Origin of the sequence: Microcoleus sp. S13_C5 (genome assembly GCF_036700845.1) — a bacterium.
Taxonomy (GTDB): Bacteria; Cyanobacteriota; Cyanobacteriia; order Cyanobacteriales; family Microcoleaceae; genus Microcoleus.
In genome coordinates this window covers 1-13,011 of sequence record NZ_JAUBPR010000153.1, presented here as the reverse complement: position 1 = coordinate 13,011, position 13,011 = coordinate 1, and the positions used below count along the sequence as shown (strand labels likewise).

The following is a 13,011-nucleotide window of genomic DNA, read 5'->3' as shown; positions in this document are numbered from 1 at the left end:
TGAATCTGTCTTGAGTACTCGTTCTGGTCGGATTCCTCCTTCTCTTGTGCCACGCTAACCCCGTGAACTTCTACAAACGAGGTATTGAACGGGTAGTTTTAACTAGGCGATGGCCATTGTTTAAATCACATCCCCAAGTGCGATCGCCATTCCTTAACTGAGGCGCGATCGCACTTTCCATTTATCCCCTAGATCGCAGTTCATCAAATTCTGCTTCTGAATCTTCCTTAGTAAAGATTACATCCTCATAAATAGCATCCATACCTGTACGAAAATTTACGCTAGACAAGTGAATTTCGCTTCCTTGAGTATAGGAATACAAAACCCACAACCCTTCAGCATTGCGACGAAAACACTCTACCCGCTCACGTTTCTGGCTGATTAACACATACTCTTGAAGCGTTTCTAATTCTTGATAGTCAGCAAACTTATCGCCTCGATCGAATCCTTCAGTACCATTTGACAAAACCTCGACAATTAAACAAGGAAAATTTTTAAAAGATGGAAAAGCTTTGTCCCGTTCATCGCACGTTACCATCACGTCGGGATAGTAGTAAATATTCTTAGATTCAATCCTAGCTTTCATGTCGGACATATAAACACGACAGCCACTACCTCGAACATGATTTCTCAAAAGTGCAAATAAGTTCCCGGCAACTGTCACATGAGCATCACTTGCACCAGCCATTGCATAGGTTTCGCCCTGAATATACTCATGTTTGAGCTGACTGAGTTCTTCTAACTGCAGGTACTCTTCGGGCGAGATATAATTGTGGGTGCGATCGGCAATCATTGGCTTTCCCAAAATTCAGTTTTCGATGATTTCAGTCGAGGTATTTGTATTATAGCAGTTTTCACTCGGATGAAATACAGGACACAGCAGTAGGGACACGGCACTGCTGCCGACTATTGTCAGTGAATTATCACCCAAATTTGTAGAATTTCTTAGTGCCAGAAGACGGACTCGTTTGTGTAGGATAGGTGGCAACCGGCGACTATTATAAATGAGGTTTATAACCCGCATTTAGTATTATTCCTAAAAAAACCCGATTTCTGGAAGAAACCGGGTTTTTCACACTTACGCGGCGTGTTTTCGATACCACTCAATCGTATTTTTCAATCCTTCCTTAAACTTCACCTCCGCAACAAAACCAAACTTTTCCTTAGCCCTTTGCGTATCCAAACAGCGACGAGGCTGACCGTTCGGTTTGTCTGTTTCCCAAACAATTTCACCCTCAAATCCCATCAATTCGCAAATCGTTTCCACTAAATCGCGAATTTTAACTTCGCTATTCGTTCCCAAATTAACCGGGTCAGATTCACTGTAATCTTGCGTTGCCATCACAATTCCCCGGGCGGCATCTGTGGAATACAAAAACTCGCGGCTAGGGCTGCCGTCGCCCCAAACCGGCAGTGTTTTGTCTCCCCTTTCTTGGGCTTCGTAGACTTTGCGAATTAATGCGGGGATGACGTGGGAACTTTTCGGGTCAAAGTTATCTTCCGGGCCGTACAGATTTACTGGTAGCAAGTAGATCCCGTTGAATCCGTATTGCTGGCGGTAGGATTGCAGTTGCACTAATAAGGCTTTTTTGGCAATTCCGTAAGGTGCGTTAGTTACCTCTGGATACCCGTTCCACAGGTCATCTTCTTTGAAAGGAACTGGGGTCAAGTTGGGATAAGCGCAAATGGTGCCGACGCAGACAAATTTTTCGACTCCTGCTTCATAGGCGGCGTGGATTAGTTGCGCGCCCATCATCAAATTGTCGTAAAATAATTCAGCGGGTTTGACTAGGTTTAAACCGATGCCGCCGACGTGTGCGGCGAGGTGAATGATGATATCTTGTTTGTCGGCGGCGCGCTTGCAGTTTTCCATGACGCGGAGGTCGCACTCGCGCGATCGAGTCACCGAAATTTTATCAGCATCGGCCCCTGCTTTCACTAGCTGGTCGATTACCTGACGGCCCAAGAAACCGGCGCCGCCCGTGACTAGAATGCGTTTGCTGCTTAAATCCAAGCTTGTCATAATTTTAGCCTCGGGATTTTGAATAAAGGTCGATCGACAATTTCAATTCTAAAATTGTTGCTTTAGCAAAAAAAGCCTCCAGCTACAGGACGCGGTTGCCCACAAATCTGTTTTAGCTGCTGCTGATAGGGACTGCTCCGTGCACACCCGAAAGTTAGATTTATTAGTAGCGAGTCCTCAACTATCATTTTAATGTTTTTATTAGCCAGCACCTCCGAAAATTTTGGGAGGAATTAAGCGGGTTTTTTGAATCCCGATCGCGCTAATAGCTGTAACAATCCTCTGATCACCTGTGAAGTGTTTGCAGGGGCAATCCTCCGGTGTGCGCCTTTTGCCAAAGGGGTAGACACGGGACCCTACCCCTACAAATTGTTCGCAGTGACCGCTTTGTTTAGCGACTTAATCAAATCCGTTGCCCGAACCCCGACCTTGCTCGTCTAAAGCTTTCATGTCAGCATCTACCATTAAATGTACTAACTCCTGAAAAGTTACAGAAGGTTCCCAATTTAATTGCTGGCGCGCCTTAGTCGAATCGCCAATCAACAGTTCGACTTCTGCCGGACGCAAGTAGCGTTCGTCAAACTCCACATATTTTTGCCAATCTAAATTGACGTAAGTAAAAGCCAAATCGAGAAATTCCTTAATGGAATGGGTCTCGTTAGTAGCAATGACATAATCGTCAGGCTTGTCTTGTTGCAGCATCAGCCACATCGCCCGCACGTAGTCTTTAGCATAGCCCCAGTCCCGCTTGGAATCGAGATTGCCCAAGTAAATCTTTTTCTGCTTGCCCGCGACTATTCTGGCTACGGCGCGAGTAATTTTGCGAGTTACAAAAGTTTCGCCGCGGCGGGGAGATTCGTGATTGAACAAGATGCCGTTGCAGGCAAAAAGTCCGTAAGATTCGCGATAATTGATTGTTTGCCAGTGCCCGTAAACTTTGGCGCAGGCGTAAGGACTTCTGGGATAAAAAGGAGTTGTTTCCTTCTGGGGAACTTCCTGCACCAAGCCAAACATTTCCGAAGAACCTGCTTGATAGAACCGAACTTCTATCCCAGTGCGGTGCTGATAGTCCCGAATTGCTTCTAGCAGCCGCAATACTCCCATCCCTACTGTGTCAACCGTATATTCCGGCGAGTCAAAACTGACTCGAACGTGAGATTGAGCGCCTAAGTTATAAATTTCTACAGGCTGAACTTCTTCCAATATCCGGCGCAGAGTGGTGCCGTCCGTCAAGTCGCCGTAGTGCAGAAACAGGCGCGCACCCTCGCTGTGAGGATCGACATAGATGTGGTCAATTCGATCGGTATTGAAACTAGAACTGCGCCGGATAATGCCGTGAACTTCATATCCTTTCTCTAACAGTAATTCGCTCAAGTAGGAGCCGTCTTGACCTGTAATACCTGTTATTAGCGCTCGCTTGCGTTGCGTCATCTGATTTTCCTTTGACAGGCTGTGTTAATTCACAATAAATTTTTTGGCAGAGGCTGTTGCTCGCTGCCGACCGTATTCTCAAACTCTACGGTAACTCACAATTCTCCGATCGGCATCAAGGAACTGTTTAGTTTTGACAAAGAGTTTGTCGCTTGCTGTCAGTAGTCAGCATCAGTGGCCAGTAACAAATAAAACTAACTACTGATTGCTGACTGCGGACAAAAATTAATATGCGCCGTTATTTTTGGGAAAAATCACAACTCCAATTGTTTTGAAAAGAATCCACATATCCATCCAAAGGTTTTTGTCATTTGCGTAATAGAGGTCGATTTGGACTCGGCGAGGATAGGGAATGTCGTTGCGACCGGACACTTGCCACAAGCCTGTAATTCCAGGTCTTATGGTGAGAATTTTGTTGATATGACGGCCGTATCTCGGCAGTTCTTCTTCAACTAAAGGTCTCGGTCCGACGACGCTCATATCTCCTTTTAAAACATTCCAAAACTGGGGAAACTCGTCTAAACTGGTCATTCGTAAAAATCTTCCAATCCAGGTAATTCGAGGGTCTTGTTTCAGCTTGAAATTGTCCTCAAACTCTTGACGCAAATGCGGAGAATTTTCCATGATTTCCAGCAATATATCGTCCGCATTTTCCACCATCGTTCTGAATTTAAGGCAATAAAACCTTTTACGATTTTTGCCTACTCGTTCCTGTACGTAAAAAATAGGACCGGGCGAGCTTAAGGCGATTAAGAAAGCCAAAAGCAGGTAAACCGGAGCAAACAGGATCAGAACCGATAAGGAAAACAGGATGTCAAATAACCGCTTGAAAAGTTCTCCGTCGAGGCTCTGTAGAGAACGACTTATGCGTCTATCTCCTTGCAGGACAGACCCAAAACCGCGTCTTGCGATCGCTCGAATTACCTTGCCGGAGATTAGTTGGCTGTCGGCAGTCATCTTACTCCTTCACTTCACACCACACACAGTCCTGATCATAAAGCCTCAAGACACTTTGTTCTCTCAATTATGTTTCCAATACTCAATTTTCTGCCTTCTGAAGGCTTCAAAAGGCAGAAGGAAGAAGGAAGAGGGCTTCTGGCGACAGAAGGAAGAAGGCACGAGGCACTTATGCAGAGGTCTTCTGAAGGCACTTATACAAAGGCAGAAGGAAGATTGTCCCGCTATCGGGCTCTGCTACTCTCAAGCCCCAGACTCGGTAAAATCACGAGAGTGAAATTCCTGATAGCAGCGTTCAACAAAAGCTAGATAGCGCTGCCCAAAAACTTCGGGGGCAAACTGTTCAGCGCGCAACCTGCTGATTTCTGGCTCAAATTTGCCTTGCAACTGCTCAAATTCCTCGACAGCTTCGACTAATGCTGCTGCGGTTTGGGAGGAAAAAAATAAACCAGTCCCTGTCTCTGGGTGTTGGCGAATGTCGAACACTGTCTCCAAAGCGCCCCCTGCTGCATAGGCAATTACGGGTGTTCCGCAAGCTTGAGCTTCTACTAAAGCTATGCCAAAATCTTCGCAAGCTGCATAGACAAAGGCTTTCGCCTCTGCCATGTACTTTTCAACGATGGAGGCGGGCTGCCAGCCGAGCACTTGCACGTTGGGTTTGGCGATTTGCCGAATCATTTCTAATTCTGGCCCGGTGCCGATAACAATTAGAGTATGCCCGAGTTGATTGAATGCTTGGACGATCGCACTTACGTTTTTGTAACTTACCAACCGACAAACTGTGACGTAAAAGTCTTGTTTTTGCCGCATCAAGGAAAATCGCTCGATATTTACCGGCGGATAAATCACCTCGGCCCGCCGCCGGTAGCACCGCCAAATTCGGCGGGCCGTGTGTTGGGAGTTGGCGATGAAATAATCAACGCGGTTGGCGGAAATTACGTCCCACTGCCGCAGTCGATGCAACAAATATCGCGTCAGCACACCCTGGATGCCCCGTCCGGCTTTGCTGCTACGCAAATAGTCAAAAGTTAAGTCCCAAGCGTAGCGCATGGGCGTGTGGCAGTAGCAGACGTGCATTTGCTGGGGACTGCTGAGGATGCCTTTGGCGACGGCATGGGATGATGAGAGGATGATGTCGTATTCTCGCAGATCTAGTTGTTCGATCGCGATCGGCAGAAATGGCAAATATTTTTGGACGCCGCTGCGGGCCTTGGGAAAGTGCTGCAAAAATGTTGTGCCAATCTGTCGCCCGAAAAGATAGCTTTCGGGATTGGCTGATTCAAAGTCGATGAGGGCATAGACATCTGCCTCGTCTACGTGTTTGAGGATTTCCTGTACTACGAGTTCTGAACCGCCAGTAGCTAAGGGCGTCAACCATTCGTGAACTAGGGCGTATTTGAGTTTTTTCACTTGTATTTGTAGCCGATCGAACGATTTGTTAGCGCCATTTCTGTCAATATTAGTCTTAGTGAGGGAGCACTTAGGCAATATCCAGCCATCAACCAGGTTTCTACGTAGGTATCTAGCTCAAACCAATAATTTTGGGAATAAACGGAGTTTTTATCCAATCAACCACAGCAAAACTGCACTCTCCGCCAGTGATTTCCCAGATTGTTGACAATTAATACTATTAGGCTCAATACTGAAGGTGATTTGCGATCGCCTAAATCTTCGGAACCGGCGATCGGCTCAATGTGGTGTGAGGAAAAAATGTCCAAATTTTTGTGGAAGGGACTTTTAGTTAGTCCCGCAGTATTGGCAGCTAGTTTGGTCGTATCTTCGACCGCGCTAGCAGCAGAGCAACCTGTAGAAATTGCTGCGGCAGCTCAAGCTAATCTGCAATTAGCAGATCCTGTAACCGAGGTGGCAAAGGCTGAGACGGCAAAGCCTGAGACTGCCGAACCAGTGTCACTAGCTAGCAATTTGACTGTTGAAACTATTGACAAAAAAAGTCCGAACCTTTACGAGGGCTTTCCTTCGGATCGCTTCGCTAACGCTAACGAGCCGATCGCCCCAGTTACCGAACAAGCAAAAGCACCGGAAGTTGCAGCAGCAGATTTAGGCGAAACTAAACCCGCAGTCGCGCCCGCAAATTTAAGTGGCGAACAACCTGTCGCGGAGCAAATCCCCGCAGTCGCGCCCGCAAACTTAAGCGAAACGCAACCCGCCGCCCCACCGGCTAATTTAAACGCAGAAAAATCCGCCGCACAGCCCGAGCAGATTTCCCAATCGACTGATTCAAGTGCCCAACCTCAAGCAGAGTCAAATGTTTTAGAACAAATCAACCAATACAGCACAGAAGGTAGCGGCAGCGAAGATGCGGTTGGCCAAGTAACCTCAGTTTCGCAACTTTCCGACGTTCGACCCACCGATTGGGCCTTCCAAGCTTTGCAGTCTCTAGTAGAGCGCTACGGGTGCATAGCTGGCTATCCTGACGGCACTTTTCGTGGCAACCGGGCGATGACTCGCTACGAGTTTGCCGCAGGTTTAAATGCGTGTTTGGATAAAGTTAGCGAGCTGATTCAAGGCGGTTCCAGAAATCTGGCGACGCGAGAAGATTTGGCTTCTGTGCAAAGGTTGCAAGAAGAATTTGCGGCGGAATTGGCAACTTTGCGCGGCCGCGTCGATGCCTTGGAAGCGCGCGCCTCTGAATTAGAAGCAAATCAGTTTTCAACTACGACTAAACTCAACGGCGAAGTGATATTTGGTTTGGCAGGTATCGCCAGGGGAGATGATGCCGAGGGTCGCGAAGCTGATAAAACGACGGCTTTTGGCAGCAGGGTTCGTCTCAATTTTGACACGAGTTTTTCTGGAAAAGATTTGCTGAGAACTCGATTGCAAGTTTTAAATTTGGGTGCGTTTTCTACTAATAATACGAAAACTGCTGAAGGGGAATTGCGGTTTAATGTCGGGCCTTTTGGCGAGGCTAACAATATAGTAGCTTTAGATGCGCTGCTTTACCAATTCCCTATAGGGAACAGAACGACTGTATTTCTAGAAGCCAACGCCGGCGCTGCTGACGATTTTACCAACACTGTCAACCCTTACTTTGACGGAGACGGCAGCTACGGCGCTCTTTCTAACTTCGGTACTCGCAACCCGATTTACTATTTGACTGCCGGTTCTGGCATCGCTCTGCGACACCAGTTTGGGGAAAAATTAGAGCTTAGTTTGGGGTATTTGGCCGGCAACGCGGCGAACCCGACGCGGGGTAACGGTTTGTTCAACGGTTCTTACGGGGGTTTGGCTCAGTTGACTTTCAAACCGAGCGACAGCATGGCTTTAGGTTTAACTTACGTTAATTCCTACAACTTAATTACCAATACCGGCAGCAATGCTTCTAATTTTCCGCAGCGTCTCGGTTCCTTCGGGCTCGACAGCGATAGCAATCGGCCAGTTTCTAGCAATTCCTACGGCGCGCAAGCTTCGTGGCGGTTGAACCGGAGATTTGCAATTGGCGGTTGGGCGGGTTACACCAACCAGCGCATTTTATCCAACTTGGCTACTCCTACCGGTTCTGTGCAGCGGGGTGACCAAAAAATCTGGAACTGGGCAGTTACTTTGGCTTTTCCCGATTTGTTGAAAGAAGGAAATGTGGCGGGGATTTTGGTAGGTATGGAGCCGCGGGTGACGAGTTCTACTAATCGGACTTTGCCGGAAGATAAGGATACTTCGCTGCACGTTGAAGGTTTCTATCAGTTTAAGTTGAGCGACAATATTTCTATAACTCCTGGCCTGATTTGGCTGACTGCTCCTGACCACAATAAGAATAATTCTGATTTGGTGATTGGGGTTGTAAGAACGACGTTTACTTTCTAGGAGCGGGTTTAAGGTTTCAACAGAAACGACCAGCTTTAGCTAAAGCTGGTCTGCACAAATAGTTAAATCCGTTGTGTTCCCACAGTGTTTTTCTCACAGTGAGGAAACCCAAGTTGCACGTTTCTTTGCACTGGGTTCTCAAAGAAATATCATCTCTCTTAAGTGGTATTATAACAACAAAATTTAATTTTGTGTAATAAAACTTTACATTACAGACGCATTTGAATTTTTAGGACGATCGCACTCTCGGCCACTTTGTATAATCAAGCCTGGGTTCAAAAACCCGGTTTCTGCCTAGGTTTATCGGTTCCAAACAATTTGTTTTGCGTAAAAACGAGGTTTCGATTGCCGCTCAACCATTTTTATCACATTATATAAATTATGCCGGAGCTTGCTGCGGTCTGCCCCAGACAATCCGCTCCTGCTTGTATACAACCATACCAGGTTTAGCACCTTTCGGTTTGTATACATATTTCGGTTCTGTATAAACCACAGGGACTTGTTCGCTGTGGCGGGCGCGACTGTAGTAAGCAGTCATGTCGGCGGCAAATTGCAAATCAGTTTCTTCAGCCACAGTACCGGGTTTGAGACGCAGCAAAGCGTGGCTTCCGGGAATCTCTAGGGTGTGGAACCACAAGTCGTAGTCGTTGGCGGTGCGAAAAGTGAGTTGGTCGTTTTGGCGATTGTTGCGCCCGATTAATAATTCAAAGCCGCTGGGGGTTTGGTAGCGGTGAAATTCGATCGCAGCATTTTTGTCGGTACTGCGGTAATCTGGTACATCTAGATATTTTTGCTGGATCAGTTCTTCGCGGATTTCGGCGAGGGTTTGCAAATCTTGGGTGTTGCGGTAGGTTTCCAATACTGAAAGTGCGACTTCTACTTGTTCTAAATAGTCGATTTCTTCCTGTACGGCGGCTAACAAAGGTTCTACAGCAATGCGAGCTCTTTTAAGTTTTTGGTGTTTTTTGTAGATTGCTTGAGCGTTTTGAACGGCGTTTTTTTCCGGGTTTAGGGAAATGATAACTGGTTTTTCGGTTTCAAAGTCGGGGAGAGAAATTGATTTCATTCCCGGTTCCCAATGCTGCAAATTTGCCATCAGCAAGTCGGCTTGGGATTTGTGGGTGTCTGCGTCTGCGGATTGCTGCAAGCGTTCTTTAAATGTGTTGGCTTTGAGGCGCAGTTTTGCCAGGACGTTGTTGAGTTTTTGGGTAAGCTGATGCCGCAGTTGGGCGAATACTTCTTGATTGATTTGGCCTGTGTAGTAGCTGTTAAGTAATTCTTGAACCGAAGAGATGGAAGAATCAGAGGGCGGGCACGGGGGCACCGCCCCTACATTGTGATTTTCTGGTGCGGGCCAATCGATGACGGTGTAGCCTTCGGGGGTAAAACTCGGGTGAAATTTCGAGTTTTCAAGGCATTGCAGCCAGTATAGCCAGCGCTGGAATAGTTGCTGCCATTGGTCGGGATTGAGGCTGTCGGTGGATTGTTCGGGGTCTAAAGAAGCCGATCGAATCATTGACAAAACTAAGGCTTTACTCATCCCTCGGTAATTCTTCAACAGATTGCCCTTTAATTGCCCAGGAACCAGGCTAATTCGTGATTGCCAGCGGTTTTGAGATTCGCTCAGACTCGGCACTGCATCGGTCAAAGATGGGGGCATTTCGTAGGGTTGCCCGGTTTGGATGGGACGGACGGTGGACTGTTTGGCGCTGACTTGGTGGGCGCAGGTGACAACGAGGTTGTCTTGGGCGGTGAGGATGACGTTACTGTACTTGCCCATGATTTCGGCGTACAGGTGCCAGAGGGCTGGTTCTCCGGGGCGTTTGGCGAATTGTAAGTCGATGACTCTTTCCCAGGATGCAACCGGGACGATGGAAACTAAGGCTAAACCGCTGAGTTGATGCCGCAGTTGTTCGCTGAAGGTGAAGGTGTCGGGAATGCGGGGCGGGGGGTCGCCGACGCAGATGCGGGCGGCCACAGGATGCCAGGAAAGGTCAATCCAGCCGCGGCCTTTCATGGTGCGGAGGGCCAGGGACACGGTGAAGCGATCGCGCTGGTAGACTTGTTCTAAGCGCGCTGGCAGCCATTGGGTTCGCAGTTCGCTGCAAGTGGCGGTTAAAGTTGTAAAGTCTACAGGTTGCACGGTATTTTCAGGGCGATCGAACTATCTATTTCTATGCTGACAGATATCGGTCACATTTTACTAATTATATAAAATTATTGTTTACTCTTGCTTCGCGTCCTTCCCTAGGAAAGCTCTTCCATAATTTCGTTAACAAATAACTAATAACTAACAATAGTCCGGACAGTTTTTATATGGCCCAAGGGCTTATTCTGTAGGACTTTGAGCCACTGTGGATAATTAAATCAATGTCAGCTCCACCCCTGACTTATATTTAATTCGACTTTTTCATGCTCCTTGCCCCGCGTAAGCTTGTAGTATCGTTCCCAAAACTGTCCGGAGTATTGAACTAATAGACATCTCCTAAAAAGCAGGTTTTGAACAGGCAGGGGAACTGTTCCACAAGAATTATGGCAGATATCTAATAACAACTAACTAATAACTTCCCGAATCAATTGCAAATGTTTGTACAAAGGTGCGATCGTATTGGCTGCGATCGCCCCGCTAGCAGCAACCGCCGGCAAACCAATTCCCGGAAACGTCGAATCTCCACAGCAAAACAGCCCCGCTAAAGGTGTTGTCGGCCCGGGAAACAAGCCGCTACCCGCCCGAATTCCCGGCCCGTAGGAACCGCGATGGCGGCGCAAAAACCGTTCGTGGGTTAGGGGTGTCCCAACTAAGGTGACTTCGCAGCGCGATCGAATATTGGGGATGATTCTCTCTAAGGCTTCCCACATTACCTCGGCGCGCGCTTGTTTTTGCAGCTTGTACTCTTGGCTGGTGCGATCGAGCTTTTGCCACAAATCGTAAGGCTCGTTTCCGGGGGTATATGCGTGAATGACGTGCTTTCCCGGAGGCGCGAGGTGGGGGTCGAGGAGCGAGGGAATCGAGACGAGAACGACGTTCTGAGGGGTCGAAACGCCCATGGACCAGTCTTTGACGAAGATGTAGTGACAAGCCAAGTCCGATCGCACTCCGGCAGCATCAATTCCCAGGTGCAGGTGCATGAAGCTGTCGCACTCGGGCGTCGCCTGCCGCTGTTGCCGAAACCTTTGGGGGACTGAGGTTTCAGGCAACAGTTTCAGGGTATCCCAAACGGAAGCGTTGGAGACGACGGCTTTGTGCGATCGAATAATTTTGCCCGATCGCAGCCGCACGCCCGCAGCCCGGTTGTTTTCCACCAAAACTTCTGAAACGTGGGAATTTAGCAGCAACTGCCCTCCGTGGCGCTCTAAACCGCGTACCAGGGCATTTACTAAAGCTGCACTACCGCCGATCGGATAGTCCAAAACTGCATTGGGGCGATACCAGTCGGCGAACATGAATGCGACTTCGGCTGCGATCGTTCCGTCGGCGGGAAGTCCAGACAGCAGGAAACACAACAAATTCAGCCAATTTCGGACAAAGGAATCTTTGACATTTTTGTCCATAATTTTGCTGAAAGGGCCGGAAAGTGCGATCGCCTCGCCAGCACTTTGCAGGAAAGCCGGCGCAAATTGGCCGAGGGTAACAACAGCGCCCAAATCGAAGCGCAAAGCCAGGGAGGGCAAGGCTGTGGCAGCTTTGGCGTAGGGTTCCATGATGCGCTGGAGTTGCTGCCATTCGGCGACTGCTGCGGCGCCGCGCAGTCGTGCGAGCACTTCGCTAAATTGACTTGCGCCAACGGATGTGTCGAAGTCGCCTTCTGGCAAACAGCAACCCCAGGTATCGTAGGTAATGCAGGGGAGTTTTTCGCCGATGGCATCCAATACTTGCCGCAGGGGATTGGCAGACGGGCTGTAGGATAATCCTGAGTACAGGGAGGGCCCGGAGTCGAAGCTAAATCCGTCGCGTTCAAAACCGTGTGCAGCCCCGCCTGCGAGCGAATGGCTTTCGCAAACCACAACCTCAAAGCCATAGCGGGCAAGCATTGCAGCGCAAGTTAAGCCGCCTATTCCGCTGCCGATGACGATGATTTCTGTGTCTGTGGGGGCGATCGCCACCATGTTTTTCTCCGCTACTTCAGCTAATATTATCAATCCTAAATCATTATCATGATTACGCTACAATTATATGCAATACTTGATTATGACAAAATAATGAATAACTTACAACTTTCACAAAAAGATATGGAAAAAGAAATAGCTTTTTAGAATCTTTCATTAAAAGCGATATCGATGCAAGAGAACTAAAACGAGCCATAGCGGTCAGGATGGCGCTCTCCGGTAAGCTTTACTATGAAATCAGCAAAATGTTAGGTGTAAGTGAATTATTTGTGGGTTATTAGGAAAAGGTTTTTAAATACGAAAGAAACTTTTCTCCATTAGGTCGATAAATTTCTAACCCATCTTCTCCCAACTCAAATCGCACACCTAATCTCGGACTAATCCATCCCTCCATCGGCTCAATTACTTCTAAATTTATCTCAATTTTTTGCCAACCTTCCAACTCATTTCTTTGTGGATCGTAAAGGTAATACTCCTCAACTCCATAAGGCTGGTAAAATGAAAGTTTTTTATTCATTTTAGTGTGGCTGTCGTTATGGGAGCGAATCTCAAAAACAACTTGAGGGCTAATATTATTCTCTCGATATTGTATGTAGGAACCCACATTCCGCAGATGTGGGTGGAATTTTTTTATCAGTTGTGAAAAGTGGGAACCCCAAAGTTTTTCCGTTGAA

General features: G+C 47.7%; 9 protein-coding genes. 1 reads left to right on the top strand and 8 read right to left on the bottom strand.

Annotation, left to right across the window (positions count from 1 at the left end):
* Positions 1-181: 181 nt before the first annotated feature.
* The 5 genes from QUA04_RS25945 to QUA04_RS25925 form a co-directional block, all read right to left on the bottom strand.
* On the bottom strand, positions 182-793 hold the full coding sequence (locus tag QUA04_RS25945) for a Uma2 family endonuclease (RefSeq protein WP_333262652.1): 612 nt from the start codon (positions 791-793) through the stop codon (positions 182-184).
* Positions 794-1,078: 285 nt separating this feature from the next.
* Positions 1,079-2,023, bottom strand: coding sequence for a GDP-L-fucose synthase (locus QUA04_RS25940; protein WP_333262646.1), 945 nt, complete (start codon positions 2,021-2,023; stop codon positions 1,079-1,081).
* Positions 2,024-2,422: 399 nt separating this feature from the next.
* Positions 2,423-3,454: a GDP-mannose 4,6-dehydratase gene (gmd, locus tag QUA04_RS25935; RefSeq protein ID WP_333213175.1), complete on the bottom strand. Its 1,032-nt coding sequence runs from the start codon at positions 3,452-3,454 to the stop codon at positions 2,423-2,425.
* A gap of 225 nt (positions 3,455-3,679) precedes the next feature.
* Positions 3,680-4,411, bottom strand: a complete 732-nt coding sequence (locus tag QUA04_RS25930) for a sugar transferase (RefSeq protein WP_333163497.1) — start codon at positions 4,409-4,411, stop codon at positions 3,680-3,682.
* Between the two features lie 243 nt (positions 4,412-4,654).
* Positions 4,655-5,821: a glycosyltransferase gene (locus QUA04_RS25925; RefSeq protein ID WP_333262641.1), complete on the bottom strand. Its 1,167-nt coding sequence runs from the start codon at positions 5,819-5,821 to the stop codon at positions 4,655-4,657.
* 300 nt (positions 5,822-6,121) lie between these two features.
* On the opposite strand from QUA04_RS25925, the gene QUA04_RS25920 reads away from it, so the two are divergent.
* A complete protein-coding gene (locus QUA04_RS25920) occupies positions 6,122-8,230 on the top strand; it encodes an iron uptake porin (RefSeq protein WP_445242373.1) in 2,109 nt (702 codons plus the stop codon).
* Between the two features lie 379 nt (positions 8,231-8,609).
* On the opposite strand, the gene QUA04_RS25915 is transcribed toward QUA04_RS25920, so the two are convergent.
* The 3 genes from QUA04_RS25915 to QUA04_RS25905 form a co-directional block, all read right to left on the bottom strand.
* Complete coding sequence (locus tag QUA04_RS25915; protein WP_333262636.1) at positions 8,610-10,373, bottom strand: NFACT RNA binding domain-containing protein; 1,764 nt, start codon at positions 10,371-10,373, stop codon at positions 8,610-8,612.
* Positions 10,374-10,783: 410 nt separating this feature from the next.
* Positions 10,784-12,337 carry an NAD(P)/FAD-dependent oxidoreductase gene (locus tag QUA04_RS25910; RefSeq protein ID WP_333262649.1) on the bottom strand — a complete coding sequence of 518 codons (1,554 nt, stop codon included), beginning with the start codon at positions 12,335-12,337 and terminating at the stop codon, positions 10,784-10,786.
* A 277-nt stretch (positions 12,338-12,614) separates the two neighbouring features.
* Positions 12,615-13,011: Uma2 family endonuclease (locus tag QUA04_RS25905; protein WP_333262633.1), on the bottom strand; the 397-nt coding region annotated here is incomplete at its 5' end.

Bases quoted from the DNA above. Each gene is read 5' to 3' on its own strand.
- QUA04_RS25910 (WP_333262649.1), bottom strand. From the start codon at position 12,337: ATGGTGGCGATCGCCCCCACAGACACAGAAATCATCGTCATCGGCAGC.
- QUA04_RS25920 (WP_445242373.1), top strand. From the start codon at position 6,122: ATGTCCAAATTTTTGTGGAAGGGACTTTTAGTTAGTCCCGCAGTATTG.
- gmd (WP_333213175.1), bottom strand. From the start codon at position 3,454: ATGACGCAACGCAAGCGAGCGCTAATAACAGGTATTACAGGTCAAGAC.
- QUA04_RS25940 (WP_333262646.1), bottom strand. From the start codon at position 2,023: ATGACAAGCTTGGATTTAAGCAGCAAACGCATTCTAGTCACGGGCGGC.
- QUA04_RS25945 (WP_333262652.1), bottom strand. From the start codon at position 793: ATGATTGCCGATCGCACCCACAATTATATCTCGCCCGAAGAGTACCTG.
- QUA04_RS25930 (WP_333163497.1), bottom strand. From the start codon at position 4,411: ATGACTGCCGACAGCCAACTAATCTCCGGCAAGGTAATTCGAGCGATC.